The 26,198-nt window shown below is 74.2% G+C and carries 21 protein-coding genes; 17 read left to right on the forward strand and 4 right to left on the reverse strand.

The genetic code is table 11. The features are described 5' to 3' along the window. The 8 genes from HNR61_RS16825 (at position 1) to HNR61_RS16860 (ending at position 8,518) form a co-directional block, all read left to right on the forward strand. The gene (locus HNR61_RS16825; protein ID WP_182844107.1) at positions 1-921 is read left to right on the forward strand and encodes an STM4015 family protein; all 921 of its coding nucleotides are present in this window, start codon (positions 1-3) and stop codon (positions 919-921) included. Positions 922-925: 4 nt separating this feature from the next. Beyond that, positions 926-1,858 (forward strand): STM4015 family protein, encoded by a 933-nt coding sequence (locus tag HNR61_RS16830; RefSeq protein ID WP_312897932.1) that lies wholly within the window; start codon positions 926-928, stop codon positions 1,856-1,858. Between the two features lie 84 nt (positions 1,859-1,942). After that, positions 1,943-2,980, forward strand: coding sequence for an STM4015 family protein (locus tag HNR61_RS16835; RefSeq protein WP_182844109.1), 1,038 nt, complete (start codon positions 1,943-1,945; stop codon positions 2,978-2,980). Next, positions 2,980-4,059, forward strand: coding sequence for an STM4014 family protein (locus HNR61_RS16840; RefSeq protein WP_182844110.1), 1,080 nt, complete (start codon positions 2,980-2,982; stop codon positions 4,057-4,059). Before HNR61_RS16835 ends, HNR61_RS16840 begins: the two co-directional genes overlap by 1 nt. Further along, positions 4,047-4,847, forward strand: coding sequence for an STM4013/SEN3800 family hydrolase (locus tag HNR61_RS16845; RefSeq protein WP_182844111.1), 801 nt, complete (start codon positions 4,047-4,049; stop codon positions 4,845-4,847). Before HNR61_RS16840 ends, HNR61_RS16845 begins: the two co-directional genes overlap by 13 nt. Continuing rightward, the gene (locus HNR61_RS16850) at positions 4,844-6,127 is read left to right on the forward strand and encodes an STM4012 family radical SAM protein (protein ID WP_182844112.1); all 1,284 of its coding nucleotides are present in this window, start codon (positions 4,844-4,846) and stop codon (positions 6,125-6,127) included. Before HNR61_RS16845 ends, HNR61_RS16850 begins: the two co-directional genes overlap by 4 nt. Then, entirely contained in the window at positions 6,127-6,978 is an 852-nt protein-coding gene (locus tag HNR61_RS16855) for an STM4011 family radical SAM protein (protein ID WP_182844113.1), read from the forward strand. The genes HNR61_RS16850 and HNR61_RS16855 overlap by 1 nt, the downstream gene beginning before the upstream one ends. Positions 6,979-7,183: 205 nt before the next feature. Beyond that, a complete protein-coding gene (locus HNR61_RS16860) occupies positions 7,184-8,518 on the forward strand; it encodes an LCP family protein (RefSeq protein ID WP_182844114.1) in 1,335 nt (444 codons plus the stop codon). Between the two features lie 350 nt (positions 8,519-8,868). Here the strand turns inward: HNR61_RS16860 and HNR61_RS16865 are convergent, their stop codons facing one another. The 3 genes from HNR61_RS16865 to HNR61_RS16875 form a co-directional block, all read right to left on the reverse strand. Then, positions 8,869-9,957, reverse strand: coding sequence for a DUF6745 domain-containing protein (locus tag HNR61_RS16865; RefSeq protein ID WP_220509451.1), 1,089 nt, complete (start codon positions 9,955-9,957; stop codon positions 8,869-8,871). An 11-nt stretch (positions 9,958-9,968) separates the two neighbouring features. After that, positions 9,969-10,295: a DUF8820 family protein gene (locus tag HNR61_RS16870; RefSeq protein WP_067814328.1), complete on the reverse strand. Its 327-nt coding sequence runs from the start codon at positions 10,293-10,295 to the stop codon at positions 9,969-9,971. Positions 10,296-10,374: 79 nt separating this feature from the next. Next, complete coding sequence (locus tag HNR61_RS16875; protein WP_246442961.1) at positions 10,375-11,748, reverse strand: threonine/serine exporter family protein; 1,374 nt, start codon at positions 11,746-11,748, stop codon at positions 10,375-10,377. Positions 11,749-11,970: 222 nt separating this feature from the next. Here HNR61_RS16875 and HNR61_RS16880 point away from each other — a divergent pair, with 222 nt between their 5' ends. The 4 genes from HNR61_RS16880 to HNR61_RS16895 all read left to right on the forward strand — a co-directional run bounded on the left by HNR61_RS16880 (position 11,971) and on the right by HNR61_RS16895 (position 16,383). After that, the gene (locus tag HNR61_RS16880) at positions 11,971-12,531 is read left to right on the forward strand and encodes a peptidoglycan-binding domain-containing protein (protein ID WP_182844115.1); all 561 of its coding nucleotides are present in this window, start codon (positions 11,971-11,973) and stop codon (positions 12,529-12,531) included. A 143-nt stretch (positions 12,532-12,674) separates the two neighbouring features. Continuing rightward, a complete protein-coding gene (locus HNR61_RS16885) occupies positions 12,675-14,786 on the forward strand; it encodes a RecQ family ATP-dependent DNA helicase (protein ID WP_182844116.1) in 2,112 nt (703 codons plus the stop codon). 173 nt (positions 14,787-14,959) lie between these two features. Next, positions 14,960-15,181, forward strand: coding sequence for a hypothetical protein (locus HNR61_RS16890; RefSeq protein WP_182844117.1), 222 nt, complete (start codon positions 14,960-14,962; stop codon positions 15,179-15,181). A gap of 542 nt (positions 15,182-15,723) precedes the next feature. Continuing rightward, on the forward strand, positions 15,724-16,383 hold the full coding sequence (locus tag HNR61_RS16895) for an HAD family hydrolase (RefSeq protein ID WP_182844118.1): 660 nt from the start codon (positions 15,724-15,726) through the stop codon (positions 16,381-16,383). Between the two features lie 583 nt (positions 16,384-16,966). On the opposite strand, the gene HNR61_RS16900 is transcribed toward HNR61_RS16895, so the two are convergent. Continuing rightward, positions 16,967-17,893: a carbohydrate kinase family protein gene (locus HNR61_RS16900; protein ID WP_182844119.1), complete on the reverse strand. Its 927-nt coding sequence runs from the start codon at positions 17,891-17,893 to the stop codon at positions 16,967-16,969. A 180-nt stretch (positions 17,894-18,073) separates the two neighbouring features. Between HNR61_RS16900 and HNR61_RS16905 the strand changes: the two genes are divergently transcribed. The 5 genes from HNR61_RS16905 to HNR61_RS16925 all read left to right on the forward strand — a co-directional run bounded on the left by HNR61_RS16905 (position 18,074) and on the right by HNR61_RS16925 (position 26,194). After that, entirely contained in the window at positions 18,074-20,521 is a 2,448-nt protein-coding gene (locus HNR61_RS16905; RefSeq protein WP_182844120.1) for a bifunctional acetate--CoA ligase family protein/GNAT family N-acetyltransferase, read from the forward strand. A gap of 391 nt (positions 20,522-20,912) precedes the next feature. Next, a complete protein-coding gene (locus HNR61_RS16910; protein WP_067814318.1) occupies positions 20,913-21,494 on the forward strand; it encodes a DUF5998 family protein in 582 nt (193 codons plus the stop codon). Between the two features lie 41 nt (positions 21,495-21,535). Further along, positions 21,536-22,678 (forward strand): alkaline phosphatase family protein, encoded by a 1,143-nt coding sequence (locus HNR61_RS16915; protein WP_182844121.1) that lies wholly within the window; start codon positions 21,536-21,538, stop codon positions 22,676-22,678. A 99-nt stretch (positions 22,679-22,777) separates the two neighbouring features. Further along, positions 22,778-23,608 carry a sulfurtransferase gene (locus HNR61_RS16920; protein WP_182844122.1) on the forward strand — a complete coding sequence of 277 codons (831 nt, stop codon included), beginning with the start codon at positions 22,778-22,780 and terminating at the stop codon, positions 23,606-23,608. Between the two features lie 174 nt (positions 23,609-23,782). Further along, positions 23,783-26,194, forward strand: coding sequence for a polysaccharide lyase 8 family protein (locus HNR61_RS16925; RefSeq protein WP_182844123.1), 2,412 nt, complete (start codon positions 23,783-23,785; stop codon positions 26,192-26,194). Positions 26,195-26,198: the final 4 nt, after the last annotated feature.

Consider the following 26,198-nt stretch of genomic DNA (forward strand, 5'->3'; position numbering starts at 1 on the left):
GTGGCCATCAACGAGCACCTCACCGAATACGCCGGGCTGCCGGTGTTCACCTTCGACGAGTCGACCGACCTCGACGCCCTGCCCGACGCCGCCGCCGTGGCCTGGCGCGTCCGCACCGAGGAGCCCGGCCACGAGGACGAGTGGCGGCGGGTGTGGGCGGACTTCCTGGCGTGCGCCGACACCGCGGCGGTCACCGCGCTGATCATCGGCTACTGGGGCTCCTCCAGCGTCTACCCGCCCGACGCGCTGGTCGAGGCGGCCGACCGCTTCCCGGCCCTGCGGTCGCTGTTCGTCGGGGAGATCCTGCCGGAGGAACAGGACATCTCCTGGATCGAGCACGGCGACCTGAGCCCGGTGCCGGGGACGTTCCCGGCGCTGGAACGGCTCGACGTGCGCGGCAGCCAGGACCTGATACTGGAGCCGTTCACGGGCGCGAACCTGCGGACGCTGCGCTTCGAGACCGGCGGCCTGCCCGGCGAGGTCGTCCGCGCGGTCGCCGCCAGCCACCTGCCGCACCTGGAGCGCCTGGACCTGTGGCTCGGCACCGAGGAGTACGGCGGCGACGCCACCGTGGCCGACCTCGAACCGTTCCTGGCGGGGGAGCGGTTCCCCGCGCTGCGGCACCTGGGGCTGGAGAACGCCGAGATCCAGGACGAGGTCGCGGCGGCCGTGGCGGGTGCTCCGGTGGTGGCGCGGCTGGAGTCGCTCAGCCTGGCGCTCGGGGCGCTGACCGACCGTGGCGCCGAGGCGCTGCTGTCCGGCCAGCCCCTCACCCACCTGCGGAAACTCGACCTGCACCACCACTTCCTGACCGAGGAGATGGCGAACCGGATCCGCGCGACCCTGCCCGATGTCGAGCTGGACCTCGGCGAGAAGCAGGAACGCGACGACGACTGGCTCTTCATCGCCGTGTCGGAGTGACGCCGTGACCATCAACGAGCACCTCATCGGGTACGCCGGGCTGCCGGTGTTCACCTTCGACGAGTCGACCGACCTCGACGACCTGCCCGGCGCCGCCGAGGTCGCCTGGCGCGTCCGCACCGAGGACTTCGACGAGGAGGACGAGTGGCGCGCGGTGTTCGAACGCTTCCTGGCGTCCGTCGACACCACGGAGATCACCACGCTGGTCGTCGGGTTCTGGGGCCACGACTGCGGCGAGGGCTACACCTATCCGCCCGCGCTGCTCGCCGAGCGGGCCGACCGGTTCCCGGCGCTGCGGTCGCTGTTCGTCGGGGACATCGTGATGGAGGAGCACGAGGTCTCCTGGATCCCGCACGATGACCTGGGCCCACTGCCGGCGGCGTTCCCGGCGCTGGAGCGGCTCGACGTGCGCGGCGCCGACGGTCTGGTGCTGGAGCCGTTCCGCAGCGCGAGCCTGCGCACCCTGCGGTTCGAGTCCGGCGGGCTGCCCGGCCATGTGGTGCGGGCCGTCGCGGCCGGCGACCTGCCGCACCTCGAACGCCTCGACCTGTGGCTCGGCGTCGGCCGTTACGGCGGCGACGCGACCGTGGCCGACCTCGACCCCATCCTCGGCGGCGAACGCCTCCCCGCGCTGCGGCACCTGGGGTTGGAGAACGCCGAGATCCAGGACGAGGTCGCGGCGGCCGTCGCGGGGGCCCCGGTCGTGGCGCGGCTGGAGTCGCTCAGCCTGGCGCTGGGAACGCTGACCGACCGGGGCGCCGAGGCGCTGCTGTCCGGCCAGCCCCTCACCCACCTGCGCGAACTCGACCTGCACCACCACTTCCTGACCGACCCGATGACCGAACGCGTCCGCGCCGCGCTGCCCGGCGTCGCCGTGGACCTCCGCGAACAGGAAAGGGCCGGCGGGGACTGGCTGTTCGTCGCCGTCTCGGAGTGACCCGGAGAAGAGACATGCCGACCCCCACCCGACCCGCCCATGACCCCGGACGGGTCCACGCCACGATCCCGGAGTGATCCCACCATGTCCCTCTACGGCCACCTCACCGAGTTCGCGGGACTCCCCGTCCAGGAGTTCACCGAGGACCACGTCGACGCGGACCTGCCCGAACCCGACACCGTGGCGTGGCGGATCCGGGCCACCTACCGGGGGGCGAGCTGGGGCGAGGTCCTGGACGACTTCCTGGAGGAGGTCGACACGGCCCGCGTCACCACCCTGATCACCGGCTACTGGGACTACCTGAGCGAGGACGCGGAGCACCCGGCCGATCTGCTGGCGGAGGCCGCCCACCGGTTCCCGGCGCTGCGCAACGTCTTCGTCAGCGAGCTGGCCCAGGAGGAGGCCGAGATCTCCTGGATCAGGGGCGCCGACCTGACCGGCCTGTTCGACGCGTTCCCCGGGCTGGAACGGGTGACCGTGCGCGGCAACCGCATGACCCTGACCCCGATCGGCTCGCCCCACCTCAGGGAGCTGCGGTTCGAGTCCGGCGGCCTGCCCGGTGCGGTCGTCCGCGCGGTCGCGGCCGGCGACCTGCCGAACCTGGAGCATCTGGAGCTGTGGCTCGGCGTCGCGGAGTACGGCGGCGACGCGACCGTGGCCGACCTGGAGCCGATCCTGTCCGGCGAGCGCCTGCCCGCCCTGCGCCACCTCGGCCTGATGAACAGCGAGATCCAGGACGAGATCGCCCAGGTCATCGCCGCCGCCCCCGTCGTGGCGCGCCTGGAGTCGCTCGACCTGTCGATGGGGCTGCTCAGCGACCGCGGAGTTGAAGCGCTGCTGTCCGGCCAGCCCCTCACCCACCTGCGCACACTCGACCTCGGCAACAGCCGCATGTCCGGTGACATGGGCGCCCGCCTGCGCGCCGCGCTGCCCGAGACCACCCTCGTCGGCCTGCCCCGCCCCGGCGAAGCGGACCGCGTGGAGAACGGGTGCCTCGGATGCCACGAGGCCGTCGCCGACTGCGAGTGCTACTGCCGCTCCTGCGGTGAGACCCGCGAGGGCTGCCCGTGCGCCTTCTTCCTCTCCGAGGACGACGAGTGGTACGTCAGGGTCACGGAGTGATGTTCGCCGTGGTCGGGACGCCCGGGGACCGGCGGGTGACGATGTTCGCCGACGCCTGCCGGGCCGAGGGCGCGGGCGAGCCGCGCGTGGTCGGATGGCCGGACGTGCTGCGCGGCGCGGACCCGGCGTTCGGGCCGGGAACGCTGGTGCGGATCGACTCGCCGGGGGAGGACCCCGAGGCCGACGCGCTGCTGCGCGGGCCCGGCGACCCGACGCGGGTCGGGGGCGGGGCCGCCTGGTACGCGGCGTTCCGCACCGGGCTGGAACGCGTCCGCGACGCCGCGCACCGGGCCGGGGCGCGGCTGCTGGGCGACCCCGACGAGATCGCCGTCATGTTCGACAAGCGGCTCTGCCACGCCCGCCTCCAGGCCGCCGGAGTGCCCGTCCCGCCCGCGCTGCCCGAGGTCACCGGCTATGCGGAGCTGCGGGCGCGGATGGCCGAGGCGGGGGAGCGGCGGGTGTTCGTCAAGCCCGCGCACGGCTCGTCGGCGTCGGGCGTGGTGGCGTTCCAGACCAATGGGACCCGCGTGAAGGCCGTCACCTCGGCGGCGCGCGGCCCCGGCGGCTTCCACAACTCGCTGCGCGTGCGCACCTACGAGGACGAGGCCGACGTCGCCGCGCTGGTCGACGCGCTCGGCGGCGACGGCCTGCACGTCGAACGCTGGCTGCCCAAGGCGTCCCTGGACGGCCGCGTCCTCGACCTGCGCGTGGTCGTCGTGGCGGGCGAGCCGACCCACGCGGTGGTCCGCACCAGCCGGGCCCCGATGACGAACCTGCACCTGGGCGGGCGGCGCGGCGACCTCGACGCCGTCCGCCGCGCCCTCGGCGAGGACGGCTGGCGGCGCGCCCTGGACGTGTGCGCGCGGGCCGCCGCCTGCTTCCCCGGCAGCCTCATGGTCGGCGTCGACCTGCTGGTCGGCATCGGCTGGCGGCGGGTCGCGGTCGGGGAGGTCAACGCGTTCGGTGACCTGCTGCCCGGCCTGACCGGGCTGCCCGAGGGCCCGGCTGTCGGTGCCGACACCTACACTGCGCAGGTCAGAGCCGTCCGGTCAGGAAAAGCCACCCCATGCGCGACATGAACGACATCGTCGGCAGCCACGACCTGCTGCTGGTGACGCTCGACACCCTGCGGTACGACGTGGCCGCCGAACTCGCCGCCTCCGGCGGGACGCCCGTGCTGGCCGGGCTGCTGCCCGGCGGCCGGTGGGAGCGGCGCCACACCCCCGGCAGCTTCACCTACGCCGCGCACGCCGCCATGCTCGCGGGCTTCCTGCCGACGCCCGCCGCGCCGGGCCCGCACCCCCGGCTGTTCGCGGCGGCGTTCCCCGGCAGCGAGACCACCGCCGAGGGCACCTGGCGGTTCGCCGCCGCCGACCTGCCCACCGGCCTCGCGGACGCGGGCTACCACACGGTGTGCGTCGGCGGCGTCGGCTTCTTCAACAAGCTCACCCCGCTGGGGTCGGCGCTGCCGTCGCTGTTCGCCGAGAGCCACTGGGAGCCGGGGTTCGGCGTCACCGACCCGAGGTCCCTGGAGCACCAGATCGACCGGATCGAGCAGGTCGTCGCCCGCCAGCCCGCCGACCGGCGGCTGTTCCTGCTGCTCAACGTGTCGGCGCTGCACCAGCCCAACTGGTTCCACCTGGACGGCGCGACCCGCGACCACGGTGACTCCCGCGCCAGCCACGCCGCCGCCCTGCGGTACGTGGACCGGCACCTGGAACGCCTGTTCGCCGCGGTGCGCCGCCCCACCTTCGTGATCATCTGCTCCGACCACGGCACCGCCTACGGCGAGGACGGCCACGTCGGGCACCGCATCGGCCACGAGGTCGTGTGGACCGTTCCCTACGGAGAGTTCGTACTGGCATGACCACCGGCCCCTACCAGGCGTACGTCTACTCGTACCCCCACAAGACCGCCTACCGGCCGCTCGATCCGCGGCCGTCGCTGCGGGAGGTGTGGGCGGGGGAGGACACCCGCGCGCTCTTCCTGTACCTGCACGTGCCGTTCTGCGAGATGCGCTGCGGCTTCTGCAACCTGTTCACCCGCACCGGCGCGCCCGAGGAGCTGACCGGCGCCTACCTGGACGCCCTGGAACGCCAGGCCGCCGCCGTCTGCGACGCGGTCGGGGACGCGACGTTCGCGACGGCCGCGTTCGGCGGCGGCACCCCCACCTACTTCACCGCCGCCGAGCTGGAGCGCCTCTGCGACATCGCCGGACGCTTCGCCGACCTGCGTTCGGTGCCGCTCGGCGTGGAGACCTCGCCGGCCACCGCCACCCCCGACCGCCTCGCCGTCCTGGCCGAACGCGGCACCACCCGGATCTCCATCGGCGTGCAGAGCTTCGTCGACGCCGAGGCGCGCGCCGCCGTCCGCCCGCAGAAACGCGCCGAGGTGGAGACCGCCCTCGGCAACATCCGCGCCGCCGCCATCCCCGTCCTCAACATCGACCTGATCTACGGCATCGCCGGCCAGACCCCCGCGTCCTGGCGGTACTCCCTGGACGCCGCCCTCGCCTGGCGGCCCGAGGAGATCTACCTGTACCCGCTGTACGTGCGCCCGCTGACCGGCCTCGGCAAGATCGGCCGCGAGTGGGACGACCAGCGCCTGGAGCTGTACCGCGCCGGCCGCGACCACCTGCTGGAGGCGGGCTACGAGCAGGTGTCCATGCGGATGTTCCGGCTGCCGGGCTCGGCGGGCGGCACCGAGTACTGCTGCCAGACCGACGGGATGGTCGGCCTGGGGTGCGGGGCGCGCTCGTACACGTCGGACCTGCACTACTCGTTCGAGTACGCGGTGGGGGCGGGCCAGGTCCGCGCGATCATCGACGACTACGTGCGGGCCGAGGACTTCACCACGGCCCGCGTGGGCTTCCGGCTGGACGCCGCCGAACGCCGCCGCCGCCACCTCCTCCAGTCGCTGCTCCAGGCGGACGGCCTGGACCGGGGGCTCTACCGCGCCCGGTTCGGCACCGACCCGCTGGACGACTTCCCCGAGGGCCTCAAGCCGTTCGCCGACCGGGGCTGGCTGGCGGAGACCCCGGACCTGCTGCGCCTGACCCCCGAGGGCCTGGCGCACTCGGACGCGATCGGCCCGGCGCTGTTCTCGGCCGAGGTCCGCGCCCTGATGGACGCCTACGAGGCCCGCTGATGGACGCCGGGCACCTGACGATCCTCTACCGGGGTCCGCTGGCGAGCTGCGACTACGACTGCCCGTACTGCCCGTTCGCCAAGCGGCGCGACACCCCCGGGCAGCTCCGCGCCGACCGGGCCGCGCTGGAACGTTTCACCGCCTGGGTCGCCGACCGGGACCATCCGGTCTCGGTGCTGTTCACGCCGTGGGGTGAGGGCCTGGTGCGCTCCTGGTACCGCAGGGCGCTGGTCGAGCTGAGCCGCCTCCCGCACGTGCGGCGCGTCGCCATCCAGACCAACCTGAGCCACCGCACCGCCTGGACCGCCGACGCCGACCCCGCGCGCCTCGCCCTGTGGGCGACCTACCATCCCGGCCAGACGCCCTATGAGCGGTTCCTGACCAAGACCCATGAGCTGGCCGGACGCGGCATCCGGTTCAGTGTCGGGATCGTGGGACAGCCCGAGCACCTGGCCGACGCCTGCCGCCTGCGCGCCGACCTGCCCGGCCACGTCTACCTGTGGGTGAACGCCGCCGAGGGCCGCTCCTACACCGACGCCGAGGCCGCCGAGTGGACGGCGATCGACCCGCTGTTCTCCTACAGCCGTCACCCGCACGCGAGCCTCGGCCGCGCCTGCCACACGGGCGAGACCGTGGTCTCCGTGGACGGCGAGGGGACGGTCCGCCGCTGCCACTTCGTGCCCACCGTCCTCGGGAACCTCTACGACGGTTCGTTCCGCGCGGCCCTGGGGCCCCGCCCCTGCCCCCTGGACACCTGCGACTGCCACATCGGCTACGTCCACCTGAAGCCGCTCGGCCTCTACGACGTCTTCGCCGGAGGGATCCTCGAACGCATCCCCCACCTGGCCTGATCCGCGACGGAGGAGGCGGGCGGAACGGGTGTGAACCCGAAGGGGTGCTTGTGGTGATACATCTCCGACAAGTCCCCCAGAAGGGTCGTTTCCCCATGGACGTTCTCCGTTTGCTCCGCTGCCTGGGCCACCGGTTGGACCACCGCACTCCACCGACGATGGAGTTCCAGCGGGACCGGCTGCTCCGGGTGATCGCGGGGGAACGGTGAAGCGAGTCCTCGTCTGGGCGTCGGTCGCGACGGCGGCCGTCACCGTGACCGGCAGCCTGTCCGCCTACGGCTACTACTGGCGGCTGCAGAGCAGCATCCGGCAGGAGGACACCGACCGGCTGATCGGCGGCAACCGCCCGCCCAAGCTCAACGACGCCCTCAACGTCCTGGTCCTGGGCTCCGACACCCGCAAGGGCGCCAACGCCCGGTACGGCCGCGGGCACCAGCACGAGGCGCCCAAGTCGGACACCATGATCCTCATGCACCTGTCGCCGGGCGGCGGCCAGGTGCTCGGGGTCAGCTTCCCGCGCGACCTGCTGGTGCCGATCCCGCCCTGCGCCCGCCCGGACGGGACGGTCGTGCCCGGCGCGCCGCAGGCCATGCTCAACGAGGCGATCGGGCGCGCCGGGCCGTCCTGCACGATCAAGACGATCGAGAAGCTCGCCGGCATCCACATCGACCACTTCGTGCAGGTGGACTTCACCGGCTTCAAGGAGATCACCACGGCGATCGGCGGTGTGCCGATCTGCCTGCCGAAGGACGTCAGGGACAAGGACTCGGGGTTCCGCAAGCCCAAGGGCACGCACCGGGTGCAGGGCGAGGAGGCCCTGGCCTACTTCCGGCTGCGCAAGAACATCGGCGACAACTCCGACACCCAGCGGATCAAGCGCCAGCAGATGTTCCTCGGGGCCATGGCCAAGCAGGCGACCAGCACCGGCGTGCTCGCCGACCCGGGGCGGCTGAACGGGCTGCTGACCTCCGTGGCCAGATCGCTGACCACCGACAAGGGGCTCCGCCTGACGAACATGCTGAGGATCGCCCAGAGCCTGCAGGGCATCGACCCCGGCAGGATCCGGTTCATGACCGTGCCGAGCGGCCCGTGGGCGCGGGACCCGGACCGGATCGTGCTCAGCGACGGCGCGCAGCCGTTCTTCACCGCGCTGCGCAACGACACGACCGTGCCCGAGCCGGTCAAGGCCGCCGCCATCCCCGCCAGGGTCCGGGTGCTCAACGGCTCGGGCGTCCAGGGCCGGGCCCGCGTGGTCGGCGACCAGCTCGCCGAGCGGAAGTACACCGTCACCAAGGTCGGCAACCTGGCCGCCCCCACCGCCAGGACGGTGATCCGCCACGCCCCCGCCGACGCGGCCGCCGCCAGGGCCCTGGCCGCACTGATCCCCGGAGCCGCGACCAGGCCCGGTGCCAGGTCCGTCCCCGGCGTCCTCGACCTGGTCATCGGCGCGAACTTCACCCGCGTCAAGGGCGGCGGCATCCCCCGGCAGCAGGGCGAACACCGCGCCACCGACGACATCTGCGGCCCCACCAAGACCTGACCTCGCCGCCCCCGCTCCGGTCACGCCCCACCCGACCGTGACCCGGCCCGATCACAGCCCCGCCCGGTCGTGACCGTGGCTGGTCGTGGCCTCGGTCGGCGGCGGCTTCGTTCAGTCGCGGTTCCTGCTGGTCGTGGGTTCTGGTCGGGCGCGGGCCTTGGGCCGGGGCGGATGTCCCTTGGTGGCGTGGGGAAGTTGTCACCAAGGGACATCCCTCGCGGTCCCGGAAGGGCAGCTCTGGGGGAGGACGGTCAGCGCCGCTGCCGGGGGAGGCGGTCCCCCGGGCCCCCGCGGTGCCGGCTGACCGGCCCTCCTCGGGCCGCCGCGGTCCCGGCGGGACGCGCGGCCCGTCAGGTCTCCTTCTCGGGGCGGTAGTCGGCCTCGGATATCCCGAACGTCCAGGCGACGCCCTCGCGGGCCGTCCGCGTCGTCGGGGGGACCCGCAGGTGGTAGGTGCGGTACGAGCCGTCCGGCTCGGGGGTGGAGTTGACCACCTCGACCATCACCACCGGCTCGTCGCCCGGCAGGTCGATCCGCCACAGCACGCCGGTCTCGTCGCGGTGCAGCGGGCGGGCGCCGGTCTCGGCCAGGTACCGGTCGTAGCCGAAGATCTCCAGCATGACGCGGCGGAGCTCGGCGTTCTCCTCGGCGGCGATCCGCTCCACGGTGAGGTCGCCGAGGGTGCCGACGAAGTCGGCGGGGACCGGCATGCCGCGCCAGGCGTGCAGGGCGAAGCCGTCGGCGTAGGCGAGGGCGGGGCCGTCGCCGCGGTGCAGGCGGCCCGGCTCGTCGCGGTGCAGCTCCGTCGGGCGCTCCGAGACGATCACCAGGCGTTCGTAGGGCCACCACCAGCCCGCGTTCCGCGCGGCCTCGGCCAGCCCCGGCGGCAGCCGGTCCAGCTCGTCGAACTGGGCCAGCCAGGGCGCGTCGTGCTGGCCCAGCACCGCGTCCAGCGTCGCCGCGCGCAGCAGCGACTCGGCCCGCGAGCCCTCCTCGGCCAGCGCGCCGATCGCCTGCCGGACGCGGACGACGAGGTCCTGCGTCCCGGACCACAGCGGCGCGCCCGTGCGGGCCCAGGACCGGGCCCACCGCTGCGGGCCGAGCGCCTCGCAGGCGGCGGCGCGGGCGGCCTCCCAGGGGCGGGTGCGCACGGCGTCGCGGACCGACGCGCCCGCGTCGGCGGGCACCCGCGGCACCGCCAGCCCGGCCTCGCGCAGCACCTTCTCGTGCCCGGCGATGGCGGCGGCGGCCAGGGCGCCCCGCGCGGGGGAGGAGACCCACAGGAAGCGCTCGGGTGCGGGCAGCCCGGCGGCGGTGTAGGCGGCGGTGATCCCGGCCTCGGCGCGGGCCCGGTCGCCGGGGCCGGTGGCGAACGCGGCGGTCTGCCAGGCCAGCATCAGGCCCGCGTGGTCGAGGGGTTCGATGTCCAGGGTGTTCATGACCGGTGCTCTCAATCTGCGACGACGCGGACGCTGCCGGGCACGTACTCGCGCTGCCGGATCACCCGGTACCAGCCCTTCGGCAGCGAGATCGGGGCGTGCTCCTCGTGCGACAGCCGGCCCCCGGCGGGGAGATGGAGGTGGTCGGGCACCAGCGGGTCGGGGTCGCGCAGCAGCACGCCCTCGGCGGTCAGCGCGTGCGCGTGCCCGGTGGCCTCGCCCAGCGCCAGCACGATCCGGCCCCGCCCGTCGCGCGGCGTGGGCGGCAGGTTCCGAACGGTCTCCGGCACCGCCTCTTCGGCGACCGGCACGATGAGGATGTCTCCCTGTCGGTACATGTCGCGCAAGGTAGACGGCGCCACTGACACTTTGGCCCGGCCGCAGGTCACACGGCTGATCGCCGCGTCCGCCGCCGGGTCAGTAGCCGCGGGTGCGGCGGGCCGCCGGGCGGGCCCACCGGCCGCCCGCGCTGAGGCCGACCCGCTGGAACGCCCGCACCAGCTCGGTGCCCAGGTTCACGCCCGCGCCCAGGGCCAGCGCCGTGGACAGCGCCGCGACCAGGCTCAGCGCGCCCGCCGCGGCCTCCCCGGTGTTGAGCTCCACCATGCCCCGGTACAGCAGCGTCCCGGGCAGCAGCGGGGAGATCGCCGGAACGATGAACGGCAGCGACGGGGCGTTGCGCCGCCGGGCCAGCAGGCTGCCCAGCGCCCCGATCAGCACCGCCGACACCGCCGCCGCCAGCACCGGCTTGACGTGCGCGTTCAGCAGCAGCACGTAGACGATCCAGATCAGCGCGCCGCCGACCGCCGCCGGAAGCAGCACGTCGCGCGGCACCGCCAGGCAGATCGCGAACGTCAGCGACACCGTCGCCGCCGCCAGCACCGGGACCGGCGTCAGCAGCGCCGGGAAGTCGGGCAGGTGGGAGACGCTGACGTCGACGTCCAGCGACACCGCCGCGTACACGGCCACGCCGAGCCCCGCCACGATCGCGGTGATGATGAAGAAGACCTCCAGCAGCCGCGCGCCCGCGCTGACCAGGTCGCCGGTGATGCCGTCCTGGACGCTGGCGACCAGCGGGCGGCCCGGCAGCAGCGCCAGCACCGCGCCGGTCACGATCGTGGAGGCGCGGCCGGGGCTGTCGGCGGCCACCACCACGATCGCCGCCGCCGTCGCGCCGATCGCCGCCGCCACCGCGAGCTGGAAGAACTCGGCGATGCCGCGCCGCGCCAGCCAGGCGGCGGTGCGGTCGCCGCACAGCGTCGCCACGAACGCCGTGGCCGCCACGATCGTCCCGCCGCCCACCAGCACGCCCGCCGACGCCGCGATCAGCCCCAGCGACACCACCATCAGCCACGGCGGGTACGGGCCCCGGCCGCGCTTGATCTCGGCGAGCCGCCGGTGCGCCTCGTCCAGCTCCAGCATGCCGATGGACGCCTGCTGGACGAGCGCGTGCAGCTCGGTGAGCCGCCAGAACGCCGGGGTGCGGCGGCGGATCGCGCGGGCGGCGGTGACCGGCGGGGCCCCGTTGCCCGGATGCGCCGACACCATCAGGCTGGTGAACATCACCTGGACCTCGCAGCGCGGCAGCTCGTAGGCGACCGCGAGGCTGAGCATGGCCTCGTTGACGCGCTCGGTGGACTCGCCGCTGGCCAGCAGCAGCTCCCCGACGCGCAGCACCAGGTCCAGGGCGCGCGGATCGACGACCTCGCCGGGCTCGTCCTCGGGGGGCTCCGGCGGCGTCCCGTCCATCAGCACCTGCCAGCTGCGCCGCAGTCGTTCCGACGTCCCCATGGGTGAGCGCGTCCTCCGGCCCCTCGACTCCCGTTCCCGCCCGCGAGGCTACCCGCGATGATCTGTTCCTTATCCCCGGAAAAGGGGTGTCCTTTTCCACAGCGTCGAGGCGTGAACGCGCTCGGTGACCTTGGCGCGATCCGGCCACGCCCCTCAAGATCCGAACTTCTGCAGGTCAGAGGCCTTCTAACAGGGATCCACCCTCTACGGCAAGGAGCCGCAGTGAACATCCGACGCATCGCGGTGGCCGGTCTGGCCGCCGCCGGAGTCGCCCTCGGGGCGGCCGCGGTGGCGACGCCGGCGTCCGCCGACACCTCCCCCTACGCGGAGGGCACCACCCTCGGGCCCTGGCCCGTCCTCAAACGTCCCGTCAAGAACGAGAACGTCCGCGCCCTCCAGTGGTTCCTGAACTGCCTGGGCCACAAGGTCGACAAGCCCTCCAACTTCGGACCCGCCACCCAGGACAGGGTGAGGCGGTTCCAGCACACCTACCGGATCCCCGGCGGCGCCGACGGCAACGTGGGCGCCTACACCTGGACGGCCATCCTCGGCAAGGCCCGGCCCATGGGCTACAAGCAGCGCAACGACTGCGTCAGCGCGCTCCAGGTCCTGCTGAACAAGTGGGACTACGGCCACGACCTGGCCATCGACGGTGCGCACGGCGACAACACCCGGACGAAGCTCAGGCGGTTCCAGCACGGGCACGGGCTGCCCGTCACCGGCCACCCCGACACGAACACCCTCTACAAGCTGATCGCCACGCGGCCTCACGTCGCCAAGTGACAGGCCACCCTCCCCGGGCCACGCGACGGCTCCCCGCGACGGCGCGGCGGAGCCGTCCCTGACCCTCCCGATCCCTGACCGGGGATATCCACAGAACGCGGTTCTGTCACCCTGGTGTCGGCGGGGGCTGGTACCAAGGAGCGATGAGCACTCCAGCCGTTCCGGACGACGCCCTCCGCCACGAGGCCGAACGCGTTCTGCGCGCGCTCGCCGGGGACCACGCCCGGCTGCGCGACGACCAGTGGACCGCGATACGCGCGCTCGTCGTCGAACGACGGCGGGCGCTGGTCGTGCAGCGCACCGGCTGGGGCAAGTCGGCGGTGTACTTCGTGGCGACGCGGCTGCTGCGCGAACGCGGCGCGGGCCCCACGGTGATCGTCTCGCCGCTGCTGGCGCTCATGCGCAACCAGATCTCCGCCGCCGAACGCGCCGGGATCCACGCCCGCACGGTCAACTCCGCCAACGTCGACGACTGGGACGCCGTGTTCGCCGAGGTCGAGGCGGGCGCGGTGGACGTGCTGCTGGTCAGCCCCGAACGCCTCAACAACCCCGACTTCCGCGACCAGGTCCTGCCCAAGCTCGCCGTCGGCGCGGGACTGGTCGTGGTGGACGAGGCGCACTGCATCTCCGACTGGGGCCACGACTTCCGGCCCGACTACCGGCGGCTGCGGACCCTGCTGGCCGACCTGCCGCCGGGCGTCCCGGTGCTGGCCACCACCGCCACCGCCAACGCCCGCGTCACCGCCGACGTCGCCGAGCAGCTGTCCACCGACGACACCCTCGTGCTGCGCGGCCCCCTCGAACGCGACTCGCTGCACCTGTCGGTCGTCCGGCTGCCGTCGGCCGAACAGCGCGTCGCCTGGCTCGCCGAGCAGTTGGACGCGCTGCCCGGCTCCGGGATCGTCTACACCCTCACCGTCGCCGCCGCCCACGAGATCACCGCCCACCTGCGCGACCGCGGCCACGAGGTCGCCGCCTACTCCGGCCAGACCGACCCCGCCGAACGCCTCCAGGCCGAGCAGGACCTCCAGGACAACAAGCTCAAGGCCCTGATCGCCACCAGCGCCCTCGGCATGGGCTTCGACAAGCCCGACCTCGGCTTCATCGTGCACGTCGGGGCCCCGCAGTCGCCGGTCGCCTACTACCAGCAGATCGGCCGCGCCGGACGCGGCGTGGACCGCGCCGAGGTGATCCTGCTGCCGGGCCCGGAGGACCGCGAGATCTGGGCCTACTTCGCGAGCCTGGCGTTCCCGTCCGAGCAGGTCGTCCGCGCGACCCTGGACACCCTCGCCGACGCCGGGCGGCCGCTCTCCCTGCCCGCCCTGGAGACCCGCGTCGACCTGAACCGCGCCCGCCTGGAGATGATGCTCAAGGTCCTGGACGTGGACGGGGCGGTCCGCCGGGTCAAGGGAGGCTGGGAGGCCACCGGCCGGCCCTGGGCCTACGACCGGGACCGCTACGCCCGCGTCGCCGCCGAACGCGAACGCGAGCAGCGCGCCATGCTCGACTACATCGCCACCACCGGCTGCCGCGAGGAGTTCCTGCGCCGCCAGCTCGACGACCCGGAGGCGAGGCCCTGCGGCCGCTGCGACAACTGCACCGGCCGCCACCGCTCCGCCGAGGTCAGCGAGCAGAGCGCGAACCAGGCCCGCGAACGCCTCCACCGCCCCGGCGTGGACCTCGCCCCGCGCCGCATGTGGCCGAGCGGCGTCAAGGACGACCTCGGCGTCTCCGGCCGGATCCCCGCCGACGAGCAGGCCGAGCCGGGCCGCGCCCTCGGCCGCCTCACCGACATCGGCTGGGGCAACCGCCTCCGCCAGATCTTCGCCGAGGGCGCCCCCGACGCCGAGATCACCCCGGAGATGTTCGACGCGGTGGTGAAGGTCCTCTCCTCCTGGGGCTGGACCGACCGCCCCGCCGGCGTCGTGGCGGTCGGCTCCCGCACCCGCCCGCTGCTCGTGGGGAGCCTGGCCCACCGCATCGCCCAGATCGGCCGCCTGCCCTACCTGGGCGAGTTCGCCCCCCTCGGGGAGCCGGCCCCGCGCCGCCACAACAGCGCCCAGCGCCTCCGCTCGGTCTGGCACGCCCTGGCCCTGCCCGACGACGTGGCGGCGGCCGTGTCCGAGGCCGGCGGCCCGATCCTGCTGGTGGACGACCGCACCGACACCGGCTGGACCCTGACGGTGGCGACCCGCCTGCTCCGCAAGGCCGGAGCCCCGGCGGTCCTCCCCCTGGTCCTCGCCGTCCCGAACTGACCGCCCCCCTCCGGCCAAGCCCAGGAAAGGCGCCCGTCCACACCACAGCCACCCCTGACAGGCGGCTTCGGCCTGGGCCGTGTCCGGTGGATCTCGGTGTTCGGCTGAGGTGGATCCGTGTTCTGGGTCGTGATCGCGGGCATGGTGCGTCGTCATGAGCTGACGGCCACGGCGTGGGCACGGATCGAGCCGGTGGATTCCACGATCGTGCGGGCCCACCAGCACGCCGCCGGCGCCCGCAAAAGGAGGATGCGACCCAGACGAACCGGCAAGCGCTCGGCCGGTCCCGCGACGGGCTGACCAGCGAACCGCATCTGACGGTCGACGGCCGCGACCTGCCGTTGGCGCTGGTGGTCACCGCGGGCAACGTCAACGACCGCACCGCCTTTGAGTAGGTCACGAACAGCATCAACGTGCCCTGACCAAGGCGGGGACACCCCGCGCCCGCCCTGACCGCCCCGCCTTCCGCGGGGCCTGCTCCAGACCCGTCCGGAGTCCCACACCGAAGTCCAGCTCCAGATGCAGGTCCGTCCAGCATTGGGCCACCTGCCCACCGTGGAATTGGATCTTACTGACGGCCCAATCGTGCCTTTAGCGTCGTCCGGGTGACCATGGTTCGATATCCCGGGGCGGTCTCCCGTACGACTGTCCGGCCGTTCGGCGGAGCCTGCTCCTTCGCCGCCTGCGGCGTGTTCTGGTCGCACACCTACGGCCCTGCCCAGATCGCTGGCCCTGGCCGGCGCCGCCGGAGCACTCGCCGTCCTGTGGTCCGGCGGCCATCACCTCGCATGAACATGACCGTCTCCACATTCGGCGGCGTCGCCGGTGCGGCCGCGGGATCGGCTGCTCACGCCAGCGGCGGCTAGACCGCGACCTGTCTGTTCGGCGCGACCTTTCTCGCGACCGCCCTCGCCCCGACCCCCCGAACGGAGAACCCGTGAAACCCCGGCTGATCATCTTCGACAACGACGGCGTCCTGGTCGACAGCGAGCCCACCGCACACCGTGTCCTGTCCGACTACCTGACGGAACTGGGCTTCCCCTTCACCCTGGAGGAGTCCTACCGGTACTTCCTCGGCAACGCCGCCCGCACCGTCCACACCGTCGTCGCCGACCGATACGGCGGCACACTCCCCGCGGACTTCACCGCACGCTGCCACGAACGGGTCTTCACCGCCTTCCGCGAGGGCCTGGACGCCGTCCAGGGCGCCTCGACCGTCCTCACCGAGCTACGGCGCCGCGGCATCCCCTACTGCCTGGCGTCCTCCTCCGACCACGCCTGGATCGACCTCACCCTCGACCGATCCGGGCTGCGCCCCCTGCTGCCACCGGACGTGGTCTTCAGCGCCCAGGACGTCGGCGGCATCGGAAAGCCCGCCCCCGACCTGTTCCTCCACGCCGCCACCACGCTCGGCGTCCACCCGCGTGACTGCCTCGTCATCGAGGACAGCCCCAACGGCGTCCGCGCGGCGAACGCCGCCGGCATGCCCGTCCTCGGCTACACCGCCCTCACCCCGGCCGGCCGCCTCATCGAAGCCACATCACTCATCCCGCACCTGACCACTCTCCTCGACCACCTGGACCCACCGAGCCGCTGACACCCGGACCGGAACCGAGAGGATCAGCCACTCCTGCGAGGGAGTACGGCCAACCACAACCGTGATCAAGGCTGATGCCCGTGCCGGGCACCCCGTGCCCACGCCGCGTCCGTGAGCTCATGACGAAACACCATGCCCACCCTCACAGCCCAGGACAGAGATCGATCTCAGCCGGACACCGAGATCCACCGGACACGGCCCAGGGGTGAGGCGCCGGGTTGGCTTTCGGGGTGGGCTTGGTGTCGGGGGCGGTCGTGACGTTGGGTTTCGGGGTGGTCAGGGGGTCTTCGTCCACGGGGCCGCCGGTGGCGGGGGTGCTCGCCGGGGCGTTCGCCGTGGGGTGGCCGACCGGGGGTCGCGTGGCGCTGTCGGGCATGAGGACCGGTACGGCGGCGGCCGTGAGCAGGGCGGCGGCCAGGGCCGTCGCGGCGCGTCTCGTCGCGGGGCGGGCCAGGGTGTGCGCGGGCATGGGCTCTCCTGACGGATGGCGGCCGGGAACCCGATCCTTCGTCACGTGGCGTGACGAGGCAAGCGCCGTGCGGGGCGTGTCGCGGCGCGCGGCCGGGGGCCGCGCGCCACGGGGTCAGCTCTTGATCTGGTTGTCCACGGCTTCCAGGCTCGGGCGGGCCCCCAGGTGCTGCATGGCCTGGGACGCCAGGCGGGCGCCCGACGCCAGGGCCTCCTGCGGGGGCTTGCCGTCCAGCCAGGCCGGCAGGAAGCCCGCCACGAACGCGTCGCCCGCGCCCGTCCCGTCAACGATCTTGTCGACGGGCTCGGCCGCGACCGTGATCGGCTCGGGGCGGCCGTTGGTGAACCACAGCGCGCCGTCCGCGCCGCACATGATGACCACCTGCGGATACCAGGCGGTGAGGACCTTGGCGGCCTGGTCGGGGACGTCGCGGCCGGTCAGGACCTCGGCCTCGTCGGCGTTGACGACCAGCAGCCGGGCGCCCTGCGTCCACTCCAGGAACGGCTCGGCGCCCATCCGCTTGAGCGGGGAGGACGAGCCGCCGTCCACCGAGATCGACATCTGGGCCTTGCGGGCGAGCTCCAGGGCGTGGGTCGCGGCGGCGCGGGAGCCCTCGTTGATCAGGGAGTAGCCGGACATGTGCAGGTGGGTGCCCTGGTTGAACAGGTCCCGGCAGCGCTCGATGTCCTCGGGCAGCAGCGCCGCGTTCGCGCCCGGGTCCGACAGCATGGTGCGGTCGCCCTTGTGGGTGACCAGCACGACGCAGGTGCCGGTGGGGCGCTCCCCGTCCATGACCAGGCGGGCGTCGACGCCGTAGCCCATCAGTTCCATGTCCCGGTTGCGGCCCGCGATGTCGGAGCCGCGGCGGCCGACGAAGGCCACCTCGACGCCCTCCAGGGCGAGCCAGGACGCCACGTTGGCGCCGGAGCCGCCGCCGTGGGTGGTGACCGCGGCCGGCGTGTCGCTGCCCTTGGCGAGGGGGAACGCGGCACGTGCCACGGTGTCGGTCATCAAGTCGCCAACCACGACCACGCGCGTCATGGGAGTCATCACCTCGATCAACACGGCCCGCGTGAGCGGCAGACATGGGCGTGTGCTCGACCGTAACAGCTCTTGACCCCCGATTAGGTCTCGAACGCGCAGCGAAACACGGGAAGCCGCCGGTTTTTCCCGGCCGAGGCCGACGCGGAGCGGCCCGCGACGTGCCTTACCCTCGGGTACGTGACCGAGGAGTATCCGGATCATTGGGAGGCCGACGTCGTCCTCACCGACGGGGGGACGGCGCATCTGCGCCCCATCCGGAGCGACGACGCCGAGCTGCTGCGCGCCTTCTACGCCCGCCTGTCGCCCGAGTCGATCTACTACCGGTTCTTCTCGCCGCGGCCGACGCTGAGCGATCGTGAGATCGCTCACTTCACCACGGTGGACCACGACCGGCGGGTGGCGCTGATCGCGACGATCGGCGGCGCCATGGTGGCGGTGGTCCGCTACGACCGGCTCGCGGACCGGCCGGGGACGGCCGAGGTCGCGTTCCTGGTGGAGGACGCCCACCAGGGCCGGGGGCTGGGCGCGGTGCTGCTGGAGCACATCGCGGCGGCGGCCCGGGAACGCGGCCTGCACCGCTTCGTGGCCAGCGTGCTGCCCGACAACCGGCGGATGACCCGGGTGTTCCGGGAGGCCGGGTACCGGGCCGAACAGCGGTTCGAGGACGGTGTGATCGAACTGGTGCTCGACCTGGAGCCGACCGAGACCTCGGTGGAGGTGACGGCGGCGCGCGAGCACCGGGCCGAGTCGCGGTCGATCCAGCGGCTGCTGTTCCCCTCGTCGGTCGCGGTGATCGGCGCGAGCCGGTCCGAGCACACGGTCGGGCAGACCGTGCTGCGCAACCTGCTCGGCGGGGACTTCACCGGCCCCGTCTACCCGGTGCACCCGACGGCGACGGCGGTGGCCGGGGTGCGCGCCTACGCCTCGGTGCTGGACATCCCCGACGACGTCGATCTGGCCGTGGTCGCGGTGCGGGCCGACTCGGTGCACGAGGTCGTCGAGCAGTGCGCCGGGAAGGGCGTGCGCGGGCTGGTGGTGGTGTCGTCGGGGTTCGGCGAGACCGGACCGGAGGGCCGCGCCCGCCAGGAGGAGCTGGTGCGGCTGGCGCGCGCCTACGGCATGCGCGTGGTCGGCCCCAACTGCCTGGGCGTCGCCAACACCGACCCCGAGGTGCGGCTGAACGCCACCCTCGCGCCGACCATGCCGGGCCGCGGCCCCGTCGGGTTCTTCTCCCAGTCGGGCGCCCTCGGCATCGCGATCCTCCAGCGGACCGCCGAGCGGGGCATCGGCCTGTCCACGTTCGTCTCGGCGGGCAACCGCGCCGACGTGTCCGGCAACGACCTCATGCAGTACTGGGAGGAGGACCCGGCCACCAAGGCGGTCCTGCTCTACCTGGAGTCGCTGGGCAACCCGCGCAAGTTCGCCCGGCTGGCCCGGCGGCTCAGCCGCCGCAAGCCGATCGTGGCGGTCAAGAGCGGCCGCAGCACCCAGGGCGTCCCGCTGGGGCACGCCGCCGCGGCGCTCAGCCTGCCCGACCACGCGGTCAGCGCGCTGTTCGCGCAGGCCGGGGTGATCCGGGTCGAGGACCTGTCGGAGCTGTTCGACGTGGCGCAGCTGCTGGCCTACCAGCCGCTGCCCGCCGGGGACCGCATCGCGATCATCGACAACTCCGACTCGCTGGGGCTGCTGGCCCAGGACGCCGCCGTCGCGCTGGGGCTCCAGGTCCGGCCGCCGGTCAACCTGGGCCCGACCGCCCAGGGCCCCGAGTACGAGGCGGCGCTGCGGGCGGCGCTGGAGGACGACACCGTGGACGCGGTGGTCGCGCTGTTCACGCCGCCGACGATCGGCGGCTACGACGTGACCGTCCCCGAACGGATCCTCCAGCTGGCGGCCGGGAGCGGCAAGCCGATCGTGGCGACCTACCTGGGCTCCAAGGGCATGCCCCCGGACCTGCGGGTCGCCGGGCCCGACGGGAACGCCGCCGAGGGCTCGGTCCCGTCCTACCCGGCCCCCGAGGACGCGGTCCGCGCGCTGGCGTACGTGATCCGCTACGCGCAGTGGCGGCAGCGGCCGCCCGGCCGCCTCCCCGACCTGCCGGGCGCGGACCGCCGCCGCGCGCGGGCCATGGTGGAGGAGTGGCTCGGGGACGGCGGGCCCGTGGAGGCGACCCCGGACCAGGCCGTCGAGCTGCTGGGCTGCTACGGCATCGCCGTCGGCGGCGAGGGGACCGAGAACGGTGTCCCGGCGCGGATCGTGACGATGGAGGACCCGTCGTTCGGCGCGGTGATCTCGTTCGGACTCGCCGACGAGACCGCCGCGCTGCTGGACGACCGGGCCTACCGGCTGGCGCCGCTCACCGACGTGGAGGCCGCCGAGACGGTCCGCGCGGTCCGGACCGCGCCGCTGCTGCTGGGGCACCGGGGCGCCGAGCCGGTGGACGTGGCCGCGCTGGAGGAGCTGCTGCTGCGGGTCTCCCGGCTCGGCGACGACCTGCCGGAGGTGGCCCGGCTGGAGCTGGACCCGGTCACGGTGGACCCGTCCGGGGCCCTCGTCCGCCGGGTCGCGCTGCGGCTGGAACGCCCCCGCGGGCCCCGGCCCGAGCTCGGCCCCCGCAGGCTGGGCTGACCTTTCGGGGCCGGGCCCCGGAGGCCGGCCGTCAGGACGGCGGGGCCGGTTCCGGCTCGGGCGTCGGCGGGATCGGGTCGGGCGTCGGGGTCGGCGGCACCGGGTCGGGCGCGGGGCCCGGCGGCACCGGGTGCGGCGGTGACGGCTCCGGTCCCGGCGCGGGTCCGGGCGGCGGCTCGGGCGGCGGCACCGGAGGCTGCGGCGGGGGAGCCGGGTCCGGCGTGGGAGGCGGCACCGGCGGTGGCGACGGGAGCGGATCCCTGCCGGTCGGGGTCCGACCGGCCGTCTGTCGGAAGGTCATGCCCTCCCCCTACCCCGCCGCGCAACGAATGACCATGTTCGCGTGGGCCGCATGTGCGGCGCACACCACAGACAGGGCAGGATGGGCACCATGAGGGAAACCCGAGCGACGGCTCACGGGTTGCGCACGGCCATCGAGCGCAGCGGCTACTACCCGGCACTCGTCGCGGACGCGGTCGAGTCGGCCATCGGCGACGAGCGGGTGATCGCCTACGTGGTGCACCACGAGGCGACCTTCGACCCCGCCATGGAGGTGCGGCGGCACGTCACGGTGCTGGTGCTGTCGGCCGGGCGGCTGCTGGTCTGCCACACCGACGAGCACCCGCCGGGCGACGGCATGGCGCAGCCGCACGCCTCCACCACGACCGAGGCCGTCCGGCTGGACCGCGTCCAGTCGGTCGCGGTGACCCGGGTGGTGCCCGACCCGGCCTCCTACGCGCCGGGCACCCCGCCCACCGAGGTGGTGCTGACGATCGGCTGGGGCGCGATCGCCCACATCGACCTGGAGCCCGCCACCTGCGGCGACGAGAACTGCGAGGCCGACCACGGCTACACCGGCAGCGTCACCGCCGACGACCTGTCGCTGCGGGTCAGCGAGGCCGCCGACGGCGCGGACGCGGTCACGCAGGTGCTGGCGTTCGCCGAGGCGCTGTCGGCCGCCACCGCCAAGTGACCGCCGGGTGATCACCGGGTGACCGAACGAGCGGAGCGTTCATGAGCGAGGCCGTCTCCACGCGGGCCGTTCCCGGGCCGCCCGTCCCGCGCTACGGCGCGGGCGCGCTCGCCGACCTTCCGGGCTCGGTGCTGGCCGCGCTCGGCGTTCCGGGCGCGGCGAACGTGCTCGGCCTGCCGGAGCTGCCCCGCGCGTGCGTGCTGCTGGTGGACGGGCTCGGCTGGGAGCTGCTGCGCGCCCATCCGGAGGAGGCGCCGTTCCTCGCCTCGCTGGAGGGGCGCCCGCTGACCGCCGGGTTCCCGGCGACCACGGCCACCAGCCTGGGGTCCCTCGGGACGGGGCTGCCGCCGGGCGGGCACGGCCTGCTGGGCGTGCAGGTCGCCGTCCCGGGCACCGGGCGGCTGCTGAACTGCCTGAAGTGGCAGGGCCCGGAGGTCTCGCCGCAGGAGTTCCAGGCCGCCCCGACCGTCTACGAACGGGCCGCCGCCGACGGCGTCGCGGTCGCCTACGTGGGGCTCGGGCTGTACCGGAACACCGGGCTCAGCCTGGCCACCGCGCGGGGCGCGCGCTACCGGGCGGCCGACAGCCTCGGCCAGCTCGTGGGGCGCGCCGAACGGGCCCTCGCCGAGGGCGACCGGGCGTTCGTGACCGTCTACCACGCCGACCTGGACTCCACCGGGCACCGGTTCGGCGTGGCCTCGGCGGACTGGCGCCACCAGTTGCGGTTCGCGGACCTGCTGGCCGAGCGGCTGGCGGCGGTGCTGCCGCCCGGCGCCGCCCTGTACGTCACCGCCGACCACGGCATGACCGACCCGGCCGAACGCGTGGACGTCGACACCGACCCCGGGCTGAACGCGGGCGTGGCGCTGCTGGGCGGCGACGCGCGCGCCCGGTACGTCTACACCGAGCCCGGCGCGCGCGCCGACGTGCTGGCGGCCTGGCGCGAACGCCTCGGCGACCGCGCCTGGGTGTACTCCCGCGAGGAGGCGGTCGCGGCGGGCTGGTTCGGGCCGGTCGAGCCGGACCTGCTGGGCCGGATCGGCGACGTGGTGGCCGTCCCGCACGGCGACCTGGCGATCACCGCGTCCGAGCGCGAGCCGTGGCTGGACCGGATGGTCGGCATGCACGGCTCCCTGGTCCCCGCCGAACTGCTGATCCCGCTGCTGACGACCGCCCGCCCCTGAACCGCGCCGCCGGTGTCCGGTGGCTCTGTACGCTGCGGAAGCGTGACGAACCACGCTTCACCCCTCCCACATCCGGACACCGGGGTACAGACTGGCGATGTGCACCCTCTCATCGACGTGCCCACCCTGGAGCGGCTGCTGGGCGGCCAGTCCCCGCCGGTCCTGCTGGACGTCCGGTGGCATCTGGCCGGACCGCCCGGGATCGAGTCCTACCGGAAGGGGCACCTGCCCGGCGCGGTGTTCGTGGACCTGGACCGCGACGTGGCCGGGCCGCCCGGTCCCGAGGGGCGGCATCCGCTGCCCGCCGCCGCCGACTTCGAGCGCGCCATGCGCCGCGCCGGGGTCCGCGCCGACCGTCCGGTCGTGGTCTACGACGACGCCGACTCCACCGCCGCCGCCCGGCTGTGGTGGACGCTGCGGTACTTCGGCCACCCGCGGGTCCGCGTCCTGGACGGCGGCCACCGCGCCTGGACCGAGGCGGGGCTGCCCGAGACCACCGAGGAGCCGCCGGTCGAACCCGGCGACTTCACGGCGCGGCCCGGCCGGTTGCCGGTGCTGGACGCCGAGGGCGCGGCGGCGCTGGCCGGGGCCGGGGTCCTGCTGGACGCCCGCGCCGCCGAGCGCTACCGGGGCGAGACCGAGCCGATCGACCCGGTGGCGGGTCACATCCCCGGCGCGGTGAACGCCCCCACGCTCGGCAACGTCGGCGTGGACGGCCGCTTCCTGCCCGCCGACCTGCTGCGCGAGCGGTTCGCGAAGCTGGGCGCGACGGACGCGGCTGACGTGGGCGCCTACTGCGGGTCGGGCGTGACGGCGGCCCACGAGATCCTCGCGCTCACCCTCGCGGGCGTTCCGGCGGCGCTGTACGTGGGCTCCTGGTCGAACTGGGTGGCCGACCCGGCCAACCCGATCGCCACCGGCGAACACTGAGCCGCCGGACGGGGTGATCGAGCGTTCACCTGATGTCCGAACGAACAGAGGCTGATCGTTCAATTGCGATCAGCCTCTTGTGTTCGGAAATGTGCGTCTCTAGGGTCTCCTCAACGTCGGCGGAGATCCTCCGTTCCCGACGGTCCCGGCGCCGCAGCGAACGCGAGGTCACCGATGCCCCTGTCCCGACGCGGCTTCCTCACCGCCGCCGCCGGAACCGGCGCCACGCTGCTCGGCGGCGCGGCGTCCGCCGCCCCGGCGCGCGCCGCCGACGAGTTCGACGTCCTCCGGCAGCGCTGGCGCTCGCTGGTGCTGGGCGCGGGGTTCGACGCGGCGGCCGAGCCGTTCCGCGGCAGGCTCGCCGGGCTGGGCGCCGACGCGGCGGACCTGCGCCGGAGCATGGAGCCCGCCGCCGGATCACTCTGGCCCGACCTGGTCTACGCCGACCCCGAGCCCGACACCGACGCCGAGTCCGTCACCCGCTCCGCCGCCGTCACCGGCTCCCTCCAGCGCCTGGTGACCATGGCGCACGCATGGGCGCAGCCCGGCACCGGGCTGACCGGCGACGCCGCCCTGCTCACCGCCGCCACGACCGGCCTCGACCACCTGCACACCCAGGTCTACCGCGCCGGGCAGGCCCGTTATGGCAACTGGTGGCACTGGCAGATCGGCGCGCCGCGCGCCCTGTTCGACCTGTGCGCGATCCTCGGCGACCGGCTGCCCGCCGGCCTGGTCACCGGGCTGGTGGCGGCGGTGGGCCACTTCGTCCCCGACTCGGCGGTCGCGACCTACGGCGGCACCAGCACCGGCGCCAACCGCGTGGACCTGTGCCGCTCGATCGCGTTCACCGGCGTGGTGGGACGCGACGCCGCCCGGCTCGCGCTCGCCCGCGACGCGCTGTCGCCGGTGTTCCCCCACGTCACCACCGGCGACGGCTTCTACCGGGACGGCTCGTTCATCCAGCACGGCTGGGTGCCCTACACGGGCACCTACGGCAACGAGCTGCTCGGCGGCCTGGCGGTCCTGTTCGCGTTGCTGGCCGGGTCGGACTGGGCCGTCACCGACCCGAACCGGCGGCTGTTCCTGGACTCGGTGGAGCGCTCCTACGCTCCGGTGCTGTTCAACGGCCTGATGATGGACGGCGTCTCGGGCCGGGGGATCAGCCGGGGCGCCGCGCCCGGCGACCCCGCGCGGGCCCGCGACGACGACCACGTGCGCGGCCACGCCGTCATCGCCAACATCGCCCTGCTCGCCCAGGGCGCGCCGGCCGCCGAGGCCGCCCGCTGGAAGGGCATGGTCAAGGGCTGGGCGGCCCGCGACGCCTACGCGCCGCTGCTGTCGGACCCGCGCCTGGGCGTCGCCGCGCTGGCCCGCTGCCGGGAGATCCTCGACGACCCCGCGGTCGTGGCCGCCGCCGAGCCGACCGGGCACCGGCTGTTCGCCGCGATGGACCGGGCGGTGCACCGCCGGCCGGGCTGGGCGGCCATGGTGAGCATGTCGTCGGCCCGGATCGCCTTCTACGAGCACGGCAACGGCGAGAACCTGCGCGGCTGGCACACCGGCGCGGGGATGCTCTACTGGTGGGGCGCGGACTCCGGCAACGGCCAGTACTCCGACGCGTTCTGGCCCACCGTCGACCCCTACCGGCTGCCCGGCGTGACGGTCTCGCGCAAGGCCCTGGCCGACGCGGCGGGCGGCGCGTGGGGGGCCGACAAGCCGAACGCGGTGTGGGTCGGCGGGACGACCGACGGCGAGTTCGCGGCCGTCGGGCAGGACACGCGGGGCCTGCACAGCACCCTGACGGCCAGGAAGTCGTGGTTCCTGCTGGACGACGCGGTGATCTGCCTCGGCGGGGGCGTCGCCTGCTCCGACGGGACGGCGGTGGAGTCGGTCTACGACAACCGCAACCTCGGCGCGTCCGGCACGCACGCGCTGACCGTCGACGGAACGGCCCAGCCGGTCGCCCACCCGTGGTCGGCGACGTTCCCGGCGCCCCGCTGGGCGCATCTGGCGGGGTTCGGCGGCTACGTGTTCCTCGACGGCCGGGCCGTGGTGTTCCGCCGGGAGGAGCGGACCGGACGCTGGCGCGACATCAACACCGGCGGGAGCACCACCGCGATCACCCGGCGCTACCTGACGCTCTACCGGCACCACGGCACCGACCCGGTGTCGGGCGGCTACGCCTACCTGGTCATGCCGGGGGCGACGGCGGCCGCCACGGCGGCCCGGGCGGGCGCCCCGTGGGCGACCGTGCTGGCCAACGGGCCCGACCGGCAGGGGATCGCGGTGCCGTCCCTGGGCGTCACGGCGGTGAACTTCTTCGCCGCCGGGTCGGCGGGCGGCGTGACGGTGAGCGCCCCGGCCTCCGTGCTGGTGCGCGAGCGCGGCGACGGCACGGCGGTGGTGTGCGTGGCGGACCCGAGACGTTCGGCCACGACGATCGACGTGACGTGGGCGCGCGCCGTCGCGTCGGTGGTGTCCAGGGATCCGACGGTGACCGTGACCGGCACCGGGGCGTCGCTGGCGCTGCGCGTGAACGCCGCCGGGTCGGCCGGGGCCACGCATCGGCTCGTGGTGCGCCTCTGACCGC

The sequence above is a fragment of the Actinomadura kijaniata genome (assembly GCF_014138665.1).
GTDB lineage: Bacteria > Actinomycetota > Actinomycetes > Streptosporangiales > Streptosporangiaceae > Spirillospora > Spirillospora kijaniata.

Bases quoted from the DNA above. Each gene is read 5' to 3' on its own strand.
- HNR61_RS16875 (WP_246442961.1), bottom strand. From the start codon at position 11,748: ATGGGGACGTCGGAACGACTGCGGCGCAGCTGGCAGGTGCTGATGGAC.
- HNR61_RS16910 (WP_067814318.1), top strand. From the start codon at position 20,913: ATGAGGGAAACCCGAGCGACGGCTCACGGGTTGCGCACGGCCATCGAG.
- HNR61_RS16865 (WP_220509451.1), bottom strand. From the start codon at position 9,957: ATGAACACCCTGGACATCGAACCCCTCGACCACGCGGGCCTGATGCTG.
- HNR61_RS16835 (WP_182844109.1), top strand. From the start codon at position 1,943: ATGTCCCTCTACGGCCACCTCACCGAGTTCGCGGGACTCCCCGTCCAG.
- HNR61_RS16900 (WP_182844119.1), bottom strand. From the start codon at position 17,893: ATGACGCGCGTGGTCGTGGTTGGCGACTTGATGACCGACACCGTGGCA.
- HNR61_RS16845 (WP_182844111.1), top strand. From the start codon at position 4,047: ATGCGCGACATGAACGACATCGTCGGCAGCCACGACCTGCTGCTGGTG.
- HNR61_RS16885 (WP_182844116.1), top strand. From the start codon at position 12,675: ATGAGCACTCCAGCCGTTCCGGACGACGCCCTCCGCCACGAGGCCGAA.
- HNR61_RS16840 (WP_182844110.1), top strand. From the start codon at position 2,980: ATGTTCGCCGTGGTCGGGACGCCCGGGGACCGGCGGGTGACGATGTTC.
- HNR61_RS16850 (WP_182844112.1), top strand. From the start codon at position 4,844: ATGACCACCGGCCCCTACCAGGCGTACGTCTACTCGTACCCCCACAAG.
- HNR61_RS16925 (WP_182844123.1), top strand. From the start codon at position 23,783: ATGCCCCTGTCCCGACGCGGCTTCCTCACCGCCGCCGCCGGAACCGGC.
- HNR61_RS16855 (WP_182844113.1), top strand. From the start codon at position 6,127: ATGGACGCCGGGCACCTGACGATCCTCTACCGGGGTCCGCTGGCGAGC.
- HNR61_RS16870 (WP_067814328.1), bottom strand. From the start codon at position 10,295: ATGTACCGACAGGGAGACATCCTCATCGTGCCGGTCGCCGAAGAGGCG.
- HNR61_RS16915 (WP_182844121.1), top strand. From the start codon at position 21,536: ATGAGCGAGGCCGTCTCCACGCGGGCCGTTCCCGGGCCGCCCGTCCCG.